This is a genomic window from Streptomyces sp. NPDC022552 (assembly GCF_055561875.1).
Window position 1 is genome coordinate 62,082 of the sequence record NZ_JBVHGJ010000022.1, and the last position, 17,234, is coordinate 79,315.

The 17,234-nt window shown below is 71.9% G+C and carries 16 protein-coding genes; 11 read left to right on the forward strand and 5 right to left on the reverse strand.

What is annotated here, in order from left to right; translation table 11 throughout:
- Window positions 1–54: 54 nt before the first annotated feature.
- The 3 genes from ACZ3OF_RS34925 to ACZ3OF_RS34935 all read left to right on the forward strand — a co-directional run bounded on the left by ACZ3OF_RS34925 (window position 55) and on the right by ACZ3OF_RS34935 (window position 4,147).
- The gene (locus ACZ3OF_RS34925; RefSeq protein ID WP_467308846.1) at window positions 55–981 is read left to right on the forward strand and encodes a 1-phosphofructokinase family hexose kinase; all 927 of its coding nucleotides are present in this window, start codon (window positions 55–57) and stop codon (window positions 979–981) included.
- Window positions 982–1,140: 159 nt separating this feature from the next.
- Complete coding sequence (locus ACZ3OF_RS34930; protein ID WP_467308847.1) at window positions 1,141–2,286, forward strand: hypothetical protein; 1,146 nt, start codon at window positions 1,141–1,143, stop codon at window positions 2,284–2,286.
- Between the two features lie 67 nt (window positions 2,287–2,353).
- On the forward strand, window positions 2,354–4,147 hold the full coding sequence (locus tag ACZ3OF_RS34935) for a glycosyltransferase family 4 protein (RefSeq protein WP_467308849.1): 1,794 nt from the start codon (window positions 2,354–2,356) through the stop codon (window positions 4,145–4,147).
- Between the two features lie 77 nt (window positions 4,148–4,224).
- Here ACZ3OF_RS34935 and ACZ3OF_RS34940 read toward each other — a convergent pair whose 3' ends face one another.
- Both ACZ3OF_RS34940 and cdgB read right to left on the reverse strand, forming a co-directional pair.
- Complete coding sequence (locus tag ACZ3OF_RS34940; protein ID WP_361676592.1) at window positions 4,225–5,193, reverse strand: CBM35 domain-containing protein; 969 nt, start codon at window positions 5,191–5,193, stop codon at window positions 4,225–4,227.
- Window positions 5,194–5,299: 106 nt separating this feature from the next.
- Window positions 5,300–6,955, reverse strand: coding sequence for a diguanylate cyclase CdgB (gene cdgB / locus ACZ3OF_RS34945; RefSeq protein WP_361676589.1), 1,656 nt, complete (start codon window positions 6,953–6,955; stop codon window positions 5,300–5,302).
- Between the two features lie 350 nt (window positions 6,956–7,305).
- Here cdgB and ACZ3OF_RS34950 point away from each other — a divergent pair, with 350 nt between their 5' ends.
- Window positions 7,306–7,869 carry a flavin reductase family protein gene (locus ACZ3OF_RS34950; RefSeq protein WP_467308869.1) on the forward strand — a complete coding sequence of 188 codons (564 nt, stop codon included), beginning with the start codon at window positions 7,306–7,308 and terminating at the stop codon, window positions 7,867–7,869.
- Window positions 7,870–7,921: 52 nt separating this feature from the next.
- Here ACZ3OF_RS34950 and arfB read toward each other — a convergent pair whose 3' ends face one another.
- Complete coding sequence (gene arfB / locus ACZ3OF_RS34955) at window positions 7,922–8,359, reverse strand: alternative ribosome rescue aminoacyl-tRNA hydrolase ArfB (protein ID WP_361676583.1); 438 nt, start codon at window positions 8,357–8,359, stop codon at window positions 7,922–7,924.
- A gap of 138 nt (window positions 8,360–8,497) precedes the next feature.
- Between arfB and ACZ3OF_RS34960 the strand changes: the two genes are divergently transcribed.
- The 4 genes from ACZ3OF_RS34960 (at window position 8,498) to ACZ3OF_RS34975 (ending at window position 11,383) form a co-directional block, all read left to right on the forward strand.
- Window positions 8,498–9,073 (forward strand): TerD family protein, encoded by a 576-nt coding sequence (locus ACZ3OF_RS34960; RefSeq protein ID WP_361676580.1) that lies wholly within the window; start codon window positions 8,498–8,500, stop codon window positions 9,071–9,073.
- Window positions 9,074–9,209: 136 nt separating this feature from the next.
- Window positions 9,210–9,779: a GNAT family N-acetyltransferase gene (locus tag ACZ3OF_RS34965; RefSeq protein ID WP_467308852.1), complete on the forward strand. Its 570-nt coding sequence runs from the start codon at window positions 9,210–9,212 to the stop codon at window positions 9,777–9,779.
- A gap of 42 nt (window positions 9,780–9,821) precedes the next feature.
- Entirely contained in the window at window positions 9,822–10,229 is a 408-nt protein-coding gene (locus ACZ3OF_RS34970) for a YciI family protein (RefSeq protein ID WP_361436996.1), read from the forward strand.
- 8 nt (window positions 10,230–10,237) lie between these two features.
- On the forward strand, window positions 10,238–11,383 hold the full coding sequence (locus ACZ3OF_RS34975; RefSeq protein WP_467308871.1) for an RNA polymerase sigma factor: 1,146 nt from the start codon (window positions 10,238–10,240) through the stop codon (window positions 11,381–11,383).
- A 21-nt stretch (window positions 11,384–11,404) separates the two neighbouring features.
- Here ACZ3OF_RS34975 and ACZ3OF_RS34980 read toward each other — a convergent pair whose 3' ends face one another.
- A complete protein-coding gene (locus tag ACZ3OF_RS34980) occupies window positions 11,405–12,811 on the reverse strand; it encodes a M1 family metallopeptidase (protein ID WP_467308855.1) in 1,407 nt (468 codons plus the stop codon).
- A 230-nt stretch (window positions 12,812–13,041) separates the two neighbouring features.
- Window positions 13,042–13,584 (reverse strand): GlcG/HbpS family heme-binding protein, encoded by a 543-nt coding sequence (locus ACZ3OF_RS34985; protein ID WP_467308873.1) that lies wholly within the window; start codon window positions 13,582–13,584, stop codon window positions 13,042–13,044.
- Between the two features lie 289 nt (window positions 13,585–13,873).
- Here ACZ3OF_RS34985 and ACZ3OF_RS34990 point away from each other — a divergent pair, with 289 nt between their 5' ends.
- The 3 genes from ACZ3OF_RS34990 (at window position 13,874) to ACZ3OF_RS35000 (ending at window position 17,072) form a co-directional block, all read left to right on the forward strand.
- Window positions 13,874–15,004, forward strand: coding sequence for a sensor histidine kinase (locus tag ACZ3OF_RS34990; protein ID WP_361676765.1), 1,131 nt, complete (start codon window positions 13,874–13,876; stop codon window positions 15,002–15,004).
- Window positions 15,005–15,152: 148 nt separating this feature from the next.
- Window positions 15,153–15,779: a response regulator transcription factor gene (locus ACZ3OF_RS34995; protein WP_361676572.1), complete on the forward strand. Its 627-nt coding sequence runs from the start codon at window positions 15,153–15,155 to the stop codon at window positions 15,777–15,779.
- 78 nt (window positions 15,780–15,857) lie between these two features.
- Window positions 15,858–17,072: an FAD-dependent monooxygenase gene (locus ACZ3OF_RS35000; RefSeq protein ID WP_361676569.1), complete on the forward strand. Its 1,215-nt coding sequence runs from the start codon at window positions 15,858–15,860 to the stop codon at window positions 17,070–17,072.
- Window positions 17,073–17,234: the final 162 nt, after the last annotated feature.

Below are 17,234 nucleotides of genomic sequence, written 5' to 3' on the forward strand. Positions count from 1 at the left end.
GGCGCGTTCTACGGCTGTTCCAGGAACTTTCTACGGGCTACGGGGGTACGGCAGGTGATTCTCACGGTCACCCTCAACACGGCTCTGGACCTCACGTACCGCGTCCCCGCCCTCACCCCGCACGCCTCCCACCGTGTCACGCAGGTGATCGAACGTCCCGGCGGCAAGGGCCTCAACGTCGCCCGCGTCCTCGCGGCCCTCGGTCACGAGACGGTCGTGACCGGCTTCGCCGGCGGCTCCACTGGCGAGATCCTGCGCGGCCACCTGGCGCCGGGCCCCGTCCGCGACGAGCTGGTCCCGGTCGCCGGACCCACCCGCCGTACGGTCGCGATCGTCGACACCACGACCGGCGACACCACCCAGCTGAACGAGCCGGGCCCGACGATCACCCCCGCCGAGTGGACGAACCTCACGGTCCGCTACACCCACCTCCTCGCCGGCGCCTCCGCGGTGGCTCTCTGCGGCAGCCTGCCGCCCGGCATCCACGTGGGCGCGTACGCGGAGCTGATCCGGCTCGCCCGCGCCGCCGGCGTCCCCGTTCTCCTCGACACCAGCGGCGAACCGCTGCGGCGGGGTATCGCGGCCCGCCCCGATCTGGTCAAGCCGAACGCCGACGAACTCGCCCAGCTCACCGGCTCCCGCGAGCCGCACCGCGCCACCCGCGACGCCCGCCGCCGAGGCGCCCACGCGGTGGTCTCCTCACTGGGCCCGCAGGGCATGCTGGCCGCCACCGCGGACGGCCTGTGGCACGCGGCCCCACCGGCCGCGGTGAAGGGCAACCCGACGGGCGCCGGCGACTCGGCCGTCGCGGGCCTCCTGGCGGGCCTGGTCGACGAACTCCCCTGGCCGGACCGCCTGACCCAAGCGGTCGCCCTCTCGGCGGCGACGGTGCTCTCCCCGGTGGCGGGCGAGTTCGACCGGGTCACGTACGAGGAGCTGCTGACCCGGGTGACGGTCAGGGAACTGACCGAGGCGGCGTAACGAAGCGAGAGGCCCGCGGAACCGAGAGGTCCGACGGCCCTCACGCCTGCCGTCCTTCTGACGGGGTGCCATGAGGACAGCTCCACAAACGATGATGATCGGACCACATGCGCGATGTGAGGATGTGGGTGAGTTGATCGATCGTGAGGGAGAGTCGAGATGAGCGGCCAACTGGAACTTGCCGACGCGTACGACCTGATCTATTCGGCGGCGTCGCGGATGATGTGGGTACAGCGGAACCGTGTGTGGCGCCTGGACAGTCCGGGCGGACGGTGGTCGGAGGAGCGCCGGGCGGCATGGCGGGAGTTGGAGGCGGCGTTGTCTGCCTCTGAGGGTCCCGCGCCGCAGGCGGGCGAGCCGTCGGATCCGACGCGTCATCTGATCTCCCGGCGTGCGGCCGGACCTGTCGACCGGCCGATCACCTTCGCGGAGGCGGTGGCGGAGTGGACGGCCCGGATGGCCGCAGACCCGGGCCCCTACGAGACCCGGAGGGAGCCGGTTCTGGACGAATACCTGGTACCGGGGCGGGCGGTGGTCATTCCTGAGGGTCACATGATGACGCTGACCTTCCCGTTCGAGGACATGATCAACCGGCTGGCGCCGGGGCGGCCGGCGCTGAAGATCGCCGGTGACACGGCGGAGTTGAGCCGGCTGGCACACGTAGCGGCCGACGAGCTGCGGGCGGCGATGGGCACGACCTCCCCGACCCCGCACCCGGTCGGGGCGATCAGTGTGGCGCGGGTGTCCCACCGGCCGTCCGACGTAGACGACCTGCGCCCGCGGTACGACGCACTGTTCCGGGCGGCCTCGCGCGCATCGGAGAACATGCCGACCCTGGCGTACATGCGGAAAACCGGGGATGCCTCGGTGAAACCTACGACGACGCTTGCGGCGCAGGACGTTCAGGATCTGCTGGCCGGCCGGTCGAGGGTGTTCTGGCGGGAGCAGCACGAGTTGATCGATCCGAGCGTGCACTCGACCTCAGGAGTGGACTGGCCCGAAGGTCAGCCGGTTCCCACCCCGATCGGAGACGACGCGAAATTCTTCGCCCGCAGTGCGGAGCTCGGACGGAAGCCGAGGCCGCCGCTCCCTGGAGAGACCCGCATCTTCCGCGAGAAGGGAGACCCGGACCACGTCGCCATCTCTGCCGTGCGCGCGGGAATCCTGGCGGAGATCCTGGACGAGTACGCCGCAAGGATCCACCCGGGTGCGGAATCCGGCATCATGCATTTCTCCGCCTACGACCTGACGGAATTCATCGACGAGGGAATCGGCCGCGAACTGCGGGAAACCTACGGCTTCTGACTCAGAAAAGCGGTGATCGAAAAATACGGGGGGACCGATGACTGAAAAGCGGTACAACATTCTCGTCATGTCGGACAACAGCGGCAGAGGCGCGGGGGGTGTGGAGGTCTTCAACCAGGAGATGGCCGAGGCTCTCGCCCGCCATCACAACGTCACGCTGTTCACGGCCAACCCTGATATGCCCCAGCACGCAGGTATACAGAGGGAGGTGACGACGTCACCCCCGAAGGGGGTGAAGGGACGGGACTGGATCGAGCAGGTCGCCGGCCAGGACCCCACGGCGCACGGACTGGAAGACCCGGCCGGCCAGCCCTACGACATCATCATCGGGCACTCGCGCTTCTCCGGACCGGCCGCTGCCGAGATCCGGGAGAACTGGTACCAGAGCGCGCGTGTGGTGCACTTCCTGCACACAAGCCCCGAAAGGCTGCCCTACTTCAAGGGAGTTCCCCTCGAAGAGGCGAGGAAAAAGGCGATCGAAGACTCCGCGGTCGAGCGTGAAACCATGGCGCGCGCGGACGTCGTGGCCGGAGTCGGACCTCTCCTGTCGGAAGCGGGCAGACAGCTTTCCGCAGAAGGTCCACATATTCCACATTCCCATGAAGTCATCCCGGGCACCCGAATTTACGATCCGGTACAGCACGACCCCGCGCCGGAACGACTGAACCTCTTGCTCATGGGACGGGTCGACGACCCCCTCAAGGGCGTGGACGACGCCGCCAAAGCGGTGGCCTTGCTGAACCAAGCCGGCGTTTCCATCCACCTCACCATCCGCGGTGTCAAAGATGAGGAATTGGCGGCGGCGACGGCCAAACTCGCAAAACTCAGCGGCGGCAACGCGACGGTCAAGGGCCGCACAAGCAGCGTCGAAGAGCTCAATGAGGAAATCAGGAACTCCCACGCGGTGATCATGCCCTCGAAACACGAGGGTTACGGCATGGTGGCGGCCGAGGGGCTGGCCCATGGTGTCCCCGTACTCGTCAACGAGGAGAGCGGCGCCGCGATGTTCTTCCAGGACACCGATCGGGTGCCTGAAGAGATCGGCCGGCGGGTCGTGGTGCCCGAGCCGCCCAGCGGCGGCGACCGTTCCGAGGCGTGGTTCGCGGCGATCAACCAGCTGCATGAGGAACTCCCCCAGCGCCAGGCCGATGCCCTCTACCTGCGGGAAGTACTGCAGCAGTACTCCTGGGACCACGCCATGCAGGCCCTGGTCCAGGCGACCATGGAACAGACGCCTCTGCCCCAGCGCGGCCCCGAGATGATGGCCACCGCCCAGGAGCGGGACGCGGCCCGCACGGTCCAAGGTCCGAACGGGCAGGTACTGAGGCCCGAGGCGCCGGAACAGGGCCAACAGACGCCGCAGCAGGCGGTGATCGGCCAACAGCGGCAGGGGCCCGGGCAGGAAGGTCCGGGGCAGGACGGTCCGGAGCAGGAAGGTCCCGGCCAGGAAGGTCCGGAGCAGGAGGGTCCTGGGCCGCGAACCCCCGGGCCGCAGACCCCGGCACCGCAGACCCCCGGCCAGCAGACCCCGGCACCGCAGCCCCCCGGCCAGCAGACCCCCGGTCAGGAGAGTCCCGCGCCGCAGACTCCCGCACCTCAGCAGCCCGCACCGGAGCAGCCCCGGCCGGCGTGGCAGGTGGGTTTCACGCACACCCAACCCGCCCCGAGGAGCGGCCCTCGTCCCCCGGCTCCCGAGAACTCGGCGCCCTCGTGGCAGGCGGGCTTCACCCACAAGCAGCCCGGCGCCGCCGAGCGGCGCGGTACCTCTGCCCCCGCGCCTGGCGCCGGAGAGAGCGGTCCGGGACGTGCCGGGCCCGGGCAGGCGCCGCCCAGCCCCCGCGGCAACGGGGTCGGCATGTGAGTCGGCGCCGGGTGGACGCATCACGCGTCCACCCGGCGCCGGGTGTCTGTATCAGGGGGCCCTACGGGCCGACCGGATCAGAGGTTACTGATCTTCACCCAGTCGAGGATCATGTCGCACTGGTTGCCCGCCTCGCAGGAGAGCTTGATCTCGTTCTGGCCCTTCTGGAGCGAGACCTGCGACCAGGTGGTCTGCCAGTTCTTCTCCAGGTTCGGGTCCGACGAACCGATGAAGTTCTTCAGGTTCATCGGATTCGTGTTCGCCTTGCCGTTGACGGTCACGGTGGCGTTGGCGTCCTTGGCCGGGACCGCGTACCGCACTTCCATCTTGTACGTGCCGGCCTCGGGGACCTCGGTCTTCCAGGTCGCGGACGCGCCGACGCTGTTGAATCCGGTCACGTAGGTGCCGCCCGCACCCTTCGCGCCCTTGATGGTCTTCTCGAGGTGCGCGCTGCCTCCGAGCTGGAGGACCGCCGCGTCCTGCTGCGGCAGCTCCGCCGGGGTCTCGTCGGCGCTGGGCTCGGTGCTCGGGCTCTGGGAGACCTCGGAGGAGCCACCGGTCGGCTTGCCGCCCGCCGTACCGCCGTCGGTCTCCTCGCCGCCCTTGTTGGTGATGATGGCGGCCGTGATACCGATCACGACGACCGCGACGACCGCGATCGCGCCGATCAGCAGGCCACGCGTGTTGGGACCTCGGCCACCGCCACCGCCGCGCTGGTGCGGGATCGGCGACTGCCGGGTCTGCTGGCCGCCCGGGTACGTCTCGGGCGCCGCGTACTGCGGGTGCGGCTGGCCGTACGCGGGCTGCTGCGGGACCTGCCCCTGCGGCTGGCCGTACTGCTGCTGGCCGCCGTACTGGCGCTCGCCGACCGTTCTGACCTGGTTGTACGAGGTTCGCGGGACACCTGGCTGCGCGGCCGGCCCGGGGTAGCCGTAGCCACCGGCCTGACCCGGGGGCTGGGCGCCCGCCGCCTGGCCGTCCGCATACAGGTAGCCGAACGGATCGTCGTTCTCGGGCGTGTTCGCGCCGTCGTTACCGGCAGCCATCCGGTCACTCCTATCCATGCTCGCCAGCCGTCGCCGACCGGCCGAGCCTACCCCGAACGGGGAAGCCGACGATCCGATCCTTGACAGGCGAGCATGCCGCGGACCCCTATCCGGCGCGGCGGTGGACCTTGGCGCGGGACCGCTTCTCGATGTACATCCGCTGGTCGGCGGAGTTCAGGACCTCTTCGACCGTCATGCCGCACTCGGCCCAGCCGATGCCGAAACTCGCCCCGACCCGGACCGCCCGCCCGTCGACCCGGATCGGCGGAATGATCGCGTTACGGAGCCGGACGGCGAGATCCGCCGCGTCGGCGGCGCCGAGGCCGTCGGCGAGGACGACGAACTCGTCCCCGCCGAGACGGGCGACCGTGTCCCCGTCCCGTACGCCGGTGGTGAGCCGCCGGGCGACCTCGATGAGGACGGCGTCGCCCGTGTGGTGCCCGAACCGGTCGTTGATGGACTTGAAGCCGTCGAGGTCGCAGAAGAGGACGGCGAGCCCCTTCGTCCCGTCGTCGATGTCCCCGCCGGCGGGCGCGACGGAGTGGACATGGTGGTCGTACGGGCCGCCGGCGCCGGGCCCCGCGTCGAAGCCGAAGCCGTGCTCGTGGCCGTACGGGGCGTCGTAGTCCGCCTCGGGGGTGGCGTGCGGGCGCTCGCAGAGCCGGGCGCTGAGCCGGGAGCGCAGCTCGGCGCTGTTGGGCAGGCCGGTGAGCGCGTCGTGCGAGGCGCGGTGGGCGAGCTGGAGCTCGTGACGCTTGCGCTCCTCGATGTCCTCGACATGGGTGAGGAGGAAGCGCGGGCCGTCGGCGGTGTCGGCGACGACCGAGTTACGGAGCGAGACCCAGACGTACGTGCCGTCACGGCGCCCGAGCCTCAGCTCGGCGCGGCCGCCCTCGGCGGAGGTACGCAGCAGGGTCCCTATGTCCTCGGGGTGGACCAGGTCGGCGAAGGAGTAGCGGCGCATCACGGAGGCGGGGCGGCCGAGGAGGCGGCACAGGGCGTCGTTGGTGCGCAGCAGGCGGCCGTGCTGGTCGCCGCCCATCTCGGCGATGGCCATGCCGGAGGGGGCGTACTCGAAGGCCTGGCGGAACGACTCTTCACTGGCGCGCAGGGCCTGCTGCTCACGCTCCAGACGGACGAGGGCGCGCTGCATGTTTGCTCTCAGCCGGGCGTTGCTGATCGCAATCGCCGACTGCGAGGCGTACATCTGCAGGGCCTCCTGGCCCCAGGGGCCGGGGTGCCTGCCGTTGCGGGGCCGGTCGACGGAGATGACGCCGAGGAGCTCGCGGCCGGAGCCTGGGGGTCCCCCCGGGTGAGCGGAGCGAGCTCCGGGGGAGTACATGGGGGCGTAGAGGCGGTCGTGCGGATGCCACTCGTCCTCGAAGCGTGGGGCGGGGCCTTCGGTGTGCCACTGGGGAACGTCGTCCTCGATGAGGACCCAGCCCTCGGTGTGCGGTATGAACCGCAGGTCACCCCAGGCGACACCCATGGAGAGGCGGCGTTCCCAGGAGGCGCGGGAGCCGACACGGCCGGTGATCAGCGCTTCGGCCGCGGGGCTGCCGGCGAAGGCGGCGACGACGAGATCTCCGTCGGGGCGTACGAGGTTGACGCAGGCCAGCTCATAGTTGAGGCCGGCGACGATGCCGTCGGCGACGGTCTGCAGGGTGTCCGCCAGACTGCGGGCTGTATTGAGGTCGGCCACGACCTGATGCAGCTGCCGCAGGGTCGCAAGACGGACGTACGGCTCCGACTCGGTCTCCATCGCTCGCTCTCCCCGAGACCTCGACAGCAACTCCAGGGTTCTCATCGGCTCTCGTACTGCACTGTCTCCGCCACTGAATCACAGCGAGCTGTGCACCCGGTACACAGGGTCAACAAATACTGCGCTCTGTGACTCAAGTCACAAGACGTGATGAAGGGTGCCAGGGGGTGCCGGAAAGCACCCCCCGCCCTTCGTGAACGCAAAGTGAACGGTGGGCAAGCTACCGGGGCATCACGTGTCACCGTTCCAGGGCGGCACCGGGGCGGAGGTCCTAGGACCGGCGAGGGGGTCCGGTCTGGTCCCGGGGCCCGATGTGCCGGCCCGCGCGGCGGAGCTAGCGTGCCGATGTGCTGACGACGACCCTCTCCTCGCCCCCCACCTCGGATCTGGCGATCCCTCATGCTGAGGGGGTGAGCAACGACGAGTTCCGGGCGGCGATGTCCCGCCTCGCGGCGGGCGTGGTTCTGGTGACGGCCCACGACCCGGACGACGGCCCGCGCGGCGAGGACGTCGGCATGACCGCGACGGCGTTCATGTCGGTCTCCCTCGACCCGCCCCTGGTCATGGTGAGCCTGCGCAACGGCTCCCGCATGGACGACCTGCTGGCGGAGGTCCCGGTGTGGGCGGTCTCGGTACTCGCCGACAACCAGCGCCACGTCGCGGGCCGCTTCGCGATGAAGGGCCGCGTGAGCGACCGCCTCCTCTTCGCGGACGTCCCGTCCACCCGGGGCGAGGAGAGCGGCGCCCTTCTGGTGACCGGCGCGCTCGCGACGCTCGAATGCCGTACGGAGAACCGTGTGGTGGCGGGCGACCACACCCTGGTCGTGGCCCGCGTCCTGACGTCGACGGTCCCGAGCGCGACGCAGGACTCCCCGCTCACGTACTTCCGGGGCAAGTACCGGCACTTGGCCTGACACGGACCGTACGGGCGCGGGCGCGGGCGCGTGACGGCGCGGGCGGGTGCCGTCAGCCCCAGTCGCGGCCCTGGCGGCCGCGCTTCGTCTCCGAGCGCTGCTTCTTCACCCGTAGCCGGCGCTCGTTGATCCCGCGCGGGATCTTCGTCGCCCGGCGCGGCTTCGGCGGCGGGGCCGTCGCCTCCGCGAGGAGCGCGGCGAGGCGCACCGCCGCCGTCTCGCGGTTCCGCCACTGCGAGCGGTGCTCCGACGCGCGGACGGTCACCACCCCGCCGACCAGGCGCGAGGCCAGCCGTTCGAGGGCGCGCGCCTTCCAGACCTCGGGCAGCGCCTCCGTCGACGCCAGGTCGAAGCGGAGTTCCACCTGTGAGTCACTGGTGTTGACGTGCTGCCCGCCCGGCCCCGACGACCGCGAGAAACGCCACATGAGCTCGGCCTCGGGCAGCGAGACGGAGCCGCGGATCAGATAGGGACCGGACATGTCATCCATGTTCCCCGGACCGGCTCCCGCACGTCATCCTGTTTTCGCACCACGTCGACACCGGTCCTGGACCGTGGAACCGGCGGGGCATCGTCCGCGTTATCCCGTGTGACGACATCACGAAGGTCACGAAGAAAGGCACATCCCATGGCTGTAAGCCTGTCCAAGGGCGGCAATGTCTCCCTGACCAAGGAGGCTCCGGGCCTGACCGCCGTCACCGTGGGCCTCGGCTGGGACGTCCGCACGACCACCGGCACGGACTTCGACCTCGACGCCTCGGCCATCGGCGTCGACGCCGTCGGCAAGGTCGCCTCCGACGCGCACTTCGTCTTCTTCAACAACAAGTCCACGCCGGACCAGACCATCGTCCACACCGGTGACAACCGCACCGGCGAGGGTGGCGGCGACGACGAGCAGATCAACGTGAACCTCGCCGCGCTGCCCCCGAACGTGGACAAGATCGTCTTCCCGGTCTCCATCTACGACGCGGTCAACCGCTCGCAGAACTTCGGCCAGGTCCGGAACGCGTACATCCGCATCATCAACCAGGCCGGCGGCGCCGAGATCGCCCGCTACGACCTCTCCGAGGACGCCGCCGTCGAGACCGCGATGGTCTTCGGCGAGCTGTACCGCAACGGCCAGGAGTGGAAGTTCCGCGCGGTCGGCCAGGGTTACGCCTCTGGCCTGGAGGGCATCGCCCGCGACTTCGGCGTCAACCTCTGACGTACACACATCACACGTACACACGTACACACGTACGTGACGCAGGGAGCGGGCATACGTCCACGGGCCTGACGTGACGACGGACCACTGGAGAGCCCCGGCGCGGCCAGCGCGCCGGGGCTCTACCCTTGCCCGCGTGATCGTCGAACCGCTCACCCCGACCGAGGCCCACGCCCTCCCCGGACCGCTGCTCACCGAACTCACCGCGCTGTACGCCTCGAACCGCGCGTTCCACGAACTCACCGGCGACTTCCCCGACCCCGACGACATCCGCCCGGAGCAGGTCGCCGCCACCCTCGCCGACGAGCTCGCGCAGCCCGGCACCGAGGTCCTGCTCGCCCGCTCCGAGGGCCGGCTCGTCGGCATCGCCGTCACGCTCGCCCACCACCCCGACCCCGCCGATCCCGACCCGTGGCTCGGCCTGCTGATGATCGACGCCGGCACCCGGCGCGCCGGTCACGGCCGCCGGATCGCCACCGCCGTCGAGGACCGCTTCCGCGCCGCGGGCCGTACGGGACTCAAGCTCGCGGTCCTGGAGAACAACCCCGAGGCCCTCGCCTTCTGGACCGCCCTCGGCTACGAGGAGACCGCGCGCCGACCGGACCGCGCCCACGCCCGGCCCTGCGTCGTCCTGCGCAAGAAACTCGCGCAGGAAAGTTCCGGCGGCGATGTCGAGAACGCGGAACCGGCTCCGTCCCCGAGGTGAACGCGACCACAATGGGTCGCATCAGTACCGAGGAGAACCACCATGGCCAAGTACCTGCTGCTCAAGCACTACCGCGGCGCTCCGGTTCCGGCGGACTTCGTCCCCATGGACCGGTGGACGCCCGAGGAGATCTCGGCCCACGTGCAGTACATGCGGGACTTCGCGGACCGGCTGGAGAAGTCCGGCGAGTACGTCGGCGGCGAGGCGCTCGCACCCGAAGGGGCGTGGGTCCGGTACGACGGTGAGGGGCGCCCGCCGGTCACCGACGGCCCGTTCGCCGAGACCAAGGACCTGATCGCCGGCTGGATGGTGATCGACGTCGACAGCTACGACCGCGCCGTCGAACTGGCCGGGGAGCTGTCGGCCGCCCCCGGGGCCGGCGGGAAGCCGATCCACGAGTGGCTGGAGCTGCGCCCGTTCCTCGCCGCGCCGCCCACCATCACGGAGTGACCTCACCGATGGACGAGGCGCAGCTCAGGAGCCTCACCCCGAGCGTCCTCGGAATCCTCGTCCGCCGCGGAGCCGACTTCGCGGCGGCCGAGGACGCCGTGCAGGACGCCCTGGTCGAGGCGGTCCGCGTCTGGCCTGCAGACCAGCCCCGGGACCCGAAGGGCTGGCTGGTCACGGTGGCCTGGCGCAAGTTCCTCGACGCGGCCCGGGCGGACGCCTCCCGGCGCCGCCGGGAGGACCGCGTCGACGAGGAACCGGCGCCCGGCCCCGCGCCCGCGGTGGACGACACCCTCCAGCTCTACTTCCTCTGCGCCCACCCGTCGCTCGCGCCCTCGTCCGCCGTCGCGCTCACCCTGCGCGCCGTCGGCGGGCTGACCACCCGCCAGATCGCCCAGGCGTACCTGGTGCCCGAGGCGACGATGGCCCAACGCATCAGCCGGGCCAAGCGAACCGTCTCCGACGTTCGGTTCGACCAGCCCGGCGACGTCGCCACCGTGCTGCGCGTCCTCTATCTCGTCTTCAACGAGGGCTACTCCGGCGACATCGACCTCGCAGCCGAGGCCATCCGCCTCACCCGGCAGCTCGCGGACGTGATCGACCACCCCGAAGTGGCGGGGCTGCTCGCCCTGATGCTGCTCCACCACGCCCGGCGCGCCTCCCGGACCGCCCCGGACGGCAGCCTGGTCCCGCTCGCCGAGCAGGACCGCGGCCGGTGGGACACGGGGGCGATCGCCGAGGGCGTCCGGCTCCTGCAGGCGGCCCTCGCCCGCGACCGGCTCGGCGAGTTCCAGGCCCAGGCCGCCGTCGCGGCGCTGCACGCCGACGCGCCCACCGCCGAGGAGACGGACTGGGTGCAGATCGTCGAGTGGTACGACGAGCTCGCGCGGCTGACCGACAGTCCGGTCGTCCGGCTCAACCGCGCGGTCGCGGTCGGCGAGGCCGACGGACCCCGCGCCGGGCTCGCGGCGCTCGCCGCGCTGGACGACTCCCTGCCCCGGTACGCGGCGGTGGCGGCGTACCTCCACGAACGCGACGGCGATCCGGCGACGGCGGCCCGGCTGTATGCGGAGGCGGCCCGAAAGGCCCCCAACCTCGCCGAACGGGACTACCTGACGCGCCAGGCGGCCCGCCTCAACGCTGACGGGCCGCGCTGACAGGCTCCGTCGCGCCTGGACCTACGGCGTGGCCGGCTTGCCCTTCCCGTACAGCCATACGTCCCACACGTCGTCGAGATCCTCACCCGCCACGTCCTCCACATAGGCGGTGAAGTCCGCGGTGGAGGCGGTGCCGTGACGGTGGCTCGCGGGCCAGCCCGCCAGGATCTCGAAGAAGGTCTCGTCGCCGACCGCCTGCCGGATCTTGTGCACGACCATCGCGCCCCGCTGGTACACGGGCGGGTCGAAGAGGTTCTCCGCCGCGGGCGGCTCGGCCGGCGGGAAGGCCCAGTTGGCGTCCACGGCGAACGCCGACTCGAAGCTGCGCTGCGCCGGGGTGTCCGCGAAGTCCTCCGCGTACAACCACTCCGCGTACACCGCGAAGCCCTCGCTCAGCCAGATGTCCTGCCAGGTCGCGGGCGTCACCGAGTTGCCGTACCACTGGTGCGCCAGCTCGTGGGCGAGGATCTCCGGCGTGAACGCGTCCTGCGGGAAGACCGGCCGCGTCTGGGTCTCCAGCGCGTAGCCCGCGTCCCCGGTCCGCTCGACGATCGCGCCGGTGGCGGAGAAGGGATACGGGCCGAAGTTCTCCTCCTGCCAGGCGAGGACCTCGGGGATACGGGCCAGCAGCGGCGCGCTCTTCGCGGCGACGGTCGGGTCCACGGCGGTCAGCACGGGCAGCCCGGACGGGGTCGCCGAGGCCTTCGTCACGTACCGGCCCACGCCCACGGTCGCGAGATAGCTGGCCATCGGCTCGGCGACACGCCAGACGGACGTGGTCCGGCCGTTCGCGGTCCGCTCCGAGGTCCGTACGCCGTTGGTGATCGCCTGCGTCCCGGCGGGGACGGTGAGCGTGATGTCGTACGTCGCCTTGTCGGAGGGGTGGTGGTTGCCGGGGAACCAGGCCATGGAGCCGGCGGGCTGACCGAGCGCGAGCGCCCCGTCCGCGGTCCGCAGCCAGCCCTCCTCCGAACCGTCCGCGTCCGTGATCGTCCGGGGCACGCCGGCGTACGTGACCTTCGCACGGAAGACGTCGCCCTTGTCGATGTCGTGGCGGGGCCGGAGCGTCAGCTCGTTCCCGGCCCGGTTGGCGGCGGCCGGGACGTCGTCGACGGAGGCCGAGGCGACGGTGAGACCGGCGAGGTCGAGGTTGAAGGCGCTGAGGTCCTGCGTGGCGCGGGCAGTGATCATGGCGGTGGCGTCGAGCCGGCCGGCCTTGGGCTCGTAGCGGAGGTCGAGCGCGTAGTGGGTGACGTCGTAGCCGCCGTTGCCGAGCTTGGGGAAGTACGGGTCGCGCAGCCCGGCCGCGCCGGGGGTGCCGCGCACCCCGCCGACGTCGACGCCGCCGTCCGCGCTCGCGGTGCAGCCGCCGAGGACGAGCAGCGCGGCGACGGCTGCTGCCAGGCCGGCTCGGCTCCGTATGTCCACCAGTCGATCTTAGGCAGGGGTGGGGGCTCGGTGCCGCCCGACGGGGCTCGGGGGCGGGCGCGCCCGTAGGGGACACGGCGTACGGGCCGTCCCGTACGGGGCGCGCCCGTACGGGACACGCCGTACGGGCCACGGCGAGCGGTGAACGCGTTCTGAACGCGTTCGGTGCCGCCCGACGGGGGTCCGGGCGGCACCGCTCTCGTACGGGCCGCTCGCGCGGCCGCTCAGGGTTACTTCGCGAGCGCCGCGGCGCCGGCCTGCGCGAACTTCTCGTCGAGGTCGCCGCTCGGCGCACCGGCGACACCGATGCCGGCGATCGGCGCGCCCTTGGCGGTCACCGGGACGCCGCCGCCGAGGAAGAGGGTGCCGGGGATGTCCTTCAGGTTCGGGGCCTGGGCGAGACGGCCCGCGAGCACGGAGGTCGGGGCGTTCCAGGAGACCGCCGTGAACGCCTTGCGCTCGGCCGACTCGTAGGACTGCGGGCCGGCGCCGTCGCCGCGCAGGGTCACGATGGTGTTGCCGTTGCGGTCGACGACGGCGACCGTGACGCGCTGGTTCTCGTCCTCGGCGGCCTCCAGGGTGGCCTGCGCGGCCTTGGTGGCGGCCTCGATCGTCAGGTGCGTGGTCTGCTGGAGGTTCCCGTTCGACGCGTCGGCCTTGGCGGCGACGGCGGGCGCGGCGGCCGGGGCGGAGGCGTTCGCGGAGACGGCGCCGAACGTACCGGCGGCGGCGATGGCGACGGTGGCGGCACCGAAAGCGATCTTCTTCTTCATGGCGGGCTCCTTGAGGCTGGGGCGGTGGTCGAGTCGAGGCGGGTCGTTCGTTCGCTCTGCCATCGATCCTCCGGCCGGATCCGGGCCCGTACGGTCCATGGACCGGATGCCGCCGTCGCGCATGATGGACGACGGGGGTGTCAGCCGATCGGTTGATGCCCCTCTGGTCCTCCTGGGCCAGTATGGATGCGTATCCCCAGGTCAGAAGGCCCCTCCCCCGGTCAGAGGAGTACGTGTGACGGCGCAGGACCCGGACGAGGACCCGGACTCGCGCTGGCTCGCGCGGGTCATGCACCTCGCCTTCTTCCTCCTCCTCGGCGCGTCCCTGGCCCGCTTCCTGCTGCGGCACCCGTGGGAGGACCGCAGCCCCTGGATCGTCGCCCTCTCCGGCGCGCTGGCCGCCCTGTACCTCCTCGGCCCCGTGCTCGGCACCCGCCCCACCCCGCGCCGGATCGCCTGGCTGGTCACGGTCGTCGCCGTCTGGATGCTCCTGGTGGTCCTCGCGCCGAGCTTCGCCTGGTGCGCGGTGCCGCTCTTCTACACCGGCATGCGCACCCTGCCGCCACGGGCCGCCCTCGTCCTCGTCACCCTCCTCACCGTCTTCGTCGTCACCGCGCAGGTCCAGCTCTCCGACGACGGCTTCGACCCCAACCTCGTCGTCGCCCCGCCGGCCGTCGCCGCCATCGCCACCGCCGTCTTCGTCCACGCGCAGCGGCAGGCGGACCGGCAGCGGGCGCTGATCGACGACCTGATCCGCACCCGCAGGGAGCTGGCCGCGATCGAGCGGCGCGAGGGGACCCTCGCCGAGCGCCAGCGGCTGTCGATGGAGATCCACGACACCCTGGCGCAGGGCCTGTCCAGCCAGCAGATGCTGCTCCAGGCGGCCGAACGGACCTGGGACAGCGATCCGTCGACCGCGCGCCGCCATGTCCGTACCGCCGAGTCCATCGCCGAACGCAACCTCGCCGAGGCCCGCCGCTTCGTCCACGACCTGGCCCCGGCCGACCTCGCCGAGGGCGGCGGCCTGGAGGAGGCGCTGCGGATGCTGGCCGGGCGGGAGTCGGCCGCGTTCCGGATCGACGGGGCGCCGGTCCCGCTGCCGGAGCGCGCCCAGTCGGCGCTGCTGCGCATCGCGCAGGGCGCCCTCGCCAATGTCCGCGAGCACGCGGGCGCCACCTCGGCCGCGCTGACCCTGACCTACCTCGACGACCAGGTGGTCCTCGACATCGCCGACGACGGGCGCGGCTTCGACCCCTCCGCGGCGCGCGACGGCGGGGGCGTGCGGGGCCACGGCCTGCCCGCGATGCGGGCGCGGGTACGCCAGCTCGGCGGCACGCTGACGGTGGAGTCCACCCCGGGCGAGGGCACGGTGCTCTCGGCCGCGATCCCGTTGCCCACGAACTCGGAGGCGGGCCGATGAGGGCGTACGCAGCCGATGGGGGCTACGAGCACCGAGACCGGCCCGTCCCGGCCCCGTCGGCCCCGTCGGCCTCGTCGGCCGCCGCGGCCCCGTCGGCCGCCGAGCACCGAGGTCGCCCCATGAAGGCACACGAACCTGGAGGTCGGCCGTGACCGTACGGATCCTGCTCTGCGACGACCATGCCGTCGTCCGCGCCGGGCTGCTCGCGCTGCTCGGCAGCGCCGACGACATCGAGGTCGTCGGCGAGGCGGGCAGCGGCGAGGAGGCCGTCGCGATGGCCGCCAAGCTGCGCCCGGACGTCGTCCTGATGGACCTCCAGCTCGGCCCCGGCATCGACGGCGTCGAGGCGACCCGCCGGATCGCGGGGTCGACGACCGGCGTGCACGTCCTCGTCCTCACGACGTACGACACCGACGCCGACATCACGCGCGCCATCGAGGCGGGCGCGACCGGGTACCTGCTGAAGGCCGAGCGCCCCGAGGAGCTGTTCGCCGCGATCCACTCCGCCGCCCAGGGCCGGACGACGCTCTCCCCGCCGGTCGCCAGCCGCGTCATGGACCGGATGCGCGGCGCCGCCGGGCCCACCCTCACGGACCGCGAGCGGGACATCCTCGGCCAGCTCGCACACGGCCTCGGCAACCGCGAGATCGCCCGCGCGCTCTTCATCAGCGAGGCGACCGTGAAGACCCACCTCGGCCGGATCTACGCGAAGCTCGGCGTCGACACCCGCGCGGGCGCCGTCGCCGTGGCGAAGGAGCAGCGTCTGCTCCCTTGACACCCCTTGACACTGCTACTCTGCGTTGCCTTTCTATCGCAGAGTGTCAGTTCGTCTCGTCTCGTTGTGGGAGCGCATGTGAAGATCGCCTGCGTCGGCGGTGGGCCCGCCGGCCTCTACTTCTCGATCCTGATGAAGCGGCAGGACCCCTCCCACGAGATCACCGTCTACGAACGGAACCCGGCCGGCTCCACGTACGGCTGGGGCGTGACCTACTGGGCCGGGCTCCTGGACAAGCTGCGGGCGGGCGACCCGGAGTCGGCGCGCGCCGTCGACGAGGCTTCCGTCCGCTGGACCGACGGTGTCGCCATCGTCCGCGACGAGCGGACCGTCCACCGGGGCGACGAGGGCTTCGGCATCGGCCGGCGCCGGATGCTCGCCCTCCTCGCCGAACGGGCGGAGGAGCTGGGCGTACGCGTCGAGTTCGAGCACGAAATCACCGGGCCCGACGCCCCGGAACTGGCGGACGCCGACCTCGTCGTCGCGGCCGACGGGGTCAACAGCGCGCTGCGCGAGGCGTACCCGGGCCACTTCGGCGCGGAGGTCACCACCGGCCGCAACCCGTACATCTGGCTCGGCACGACGAAGGTCTTCGACTCCTTCAGCTTCGCCTTCAAGGAGACCGAGCACGGCTGGATCTGGTGTTACGCCTACGGGTTCAGCGGCGAGCAGTCCACCTGCGTCGTGGAGTGCGCGCCGGAGACGTGGAAGGGGCTCGGGCTCGACACGAGGAGCGAGGCCGACAGCCTGAACCTCCTGGAGAAGCTGTTCCACGACCTCCTCGACGGGCAGCCGCTGATCGGCCGCGGCCAGGACGACGGCGCGGCGCAGTGGCTGAACTTCCGCACGCTGACCAACCGCGTCTGGCACCGCGGCAACCTGGTCCTCCTCGGCGACGCCGCCCACACCACGCACTACTCGATCGGCGCCGGCACCACGCTGGCCCTGGAGGACGCCCTCGCCCTCGCGGACGCCCTGCGCCCCGGCGGGGACCTGGACGGGGCGCTGACCCGGTACGGCGCCCGGCGGCGCGCCGAACTGCTCTCGGCGCAGAGCGCGGCCCGCTACAGCGCGCGGTGGTACGAGAACCTGACCCGCTACATGCGGCTCCCCCCGGCCCAGATGTTCGCGCTCCTCGGCCAGCGCCACTCGCCCCTGCTGCCACACATCCCGCCGCAGCTCTACTACCGCCTGGACCGCGCGGCCGACGGCCTGCAGCCCCTGCGCCACCTGAAGCGCTGGCTGGGCCCGAGGCTCGCCCGCACCCTGCACGCCACCAGGTCGCGGGGCTGAGGGACGCGGGACCGGCCTTCCCGACGCGTAGTGGCAGGGCCGGGCCGCAGCAGAGCGATGCCGCGGCGCTGCGTCCTCGGCGGCGCCGGGCTCGGCCATGCCGCCGCCTGGGCGCGGCGCACCCCGCCGGCGAAGCCGGCGACGGCCTGCCCCGGCGCCCCC

Bases quoted from the DNA above. Each gene is read 5' to 3' on its own strand.
- arfB (WP_361676583.1), bottom strand. From the start codon at position 8,359: ATGGATGACATGTCCGGTCCCTATCTGATCCGCGGCTCCGTCTCGCTG.
- ACZ3OF_RS34985 (WP_467308873.1), bottom strand. From the start codon at position 13,584: ATGAAGAAGAAGATCGCTTTCGGTGCCGCCACCGTCGCCATCGCCGCC.
- cdgB (WP_361676589.1), bottom strand. From the start codon at position 6,955: ATGGAGACCGAGTCGGAGCCGTACGTCCGTCTTGCGACCCTGCGGCAG.
- ACZ3OF_RS34930 (WP_467308847.1), top strand. From the start codon at position 1,141: ATGAGCGGCCAACTGGAACTTGCCGACGCGTACGACCTGATCTATTCG.
- ACZ3OF_RS34975 (WP_467308871.1), top strand. From the start codon at position 10,238: ATGGACGAGGCGCAGCTCAGGAGCCTCACCCCGAGCGTCCTCGGAATC.
- ACZ3OF_RS34960 (WP_361676580.1), top strand. From the start codon at position 8,498: ATGGCTGTAAGCCTGTCCAAGGGCGGCAATGTCTCCCTGACCAAGGAG.
- ACZ3OF_RS34970 (WP_361436996.1), top strand. From the start codon at position 9,822: ATGGCCAAGTACCTGCTGCTCAAGCACTACCGCGGCGCTCCGGTTCCG.
- ACZ3OF_RS34940 (WP_361676592.1), bottom strand. From the start codon at position 5,193: ATGGCTGCCGGTAACGACGGCGCGAACACGCCCGAGAACGACGATCCG.
- ACZ3OF_RS34990 (WP_361676765.1), top strand. From the start codon at position 13,874: ATGCACCTCGCCTTCTTCCTCCTCCTCGGCGCGTCCCTGGCCCGCTTC.
- ACZ3OF_RS34935 (WP_467308849.1), top strand. From the start codon at position 2,354: ATGTCGGACAACAGCGGCAGAGGCGCGGGGGGTGTGGAGGTCTTCAAC.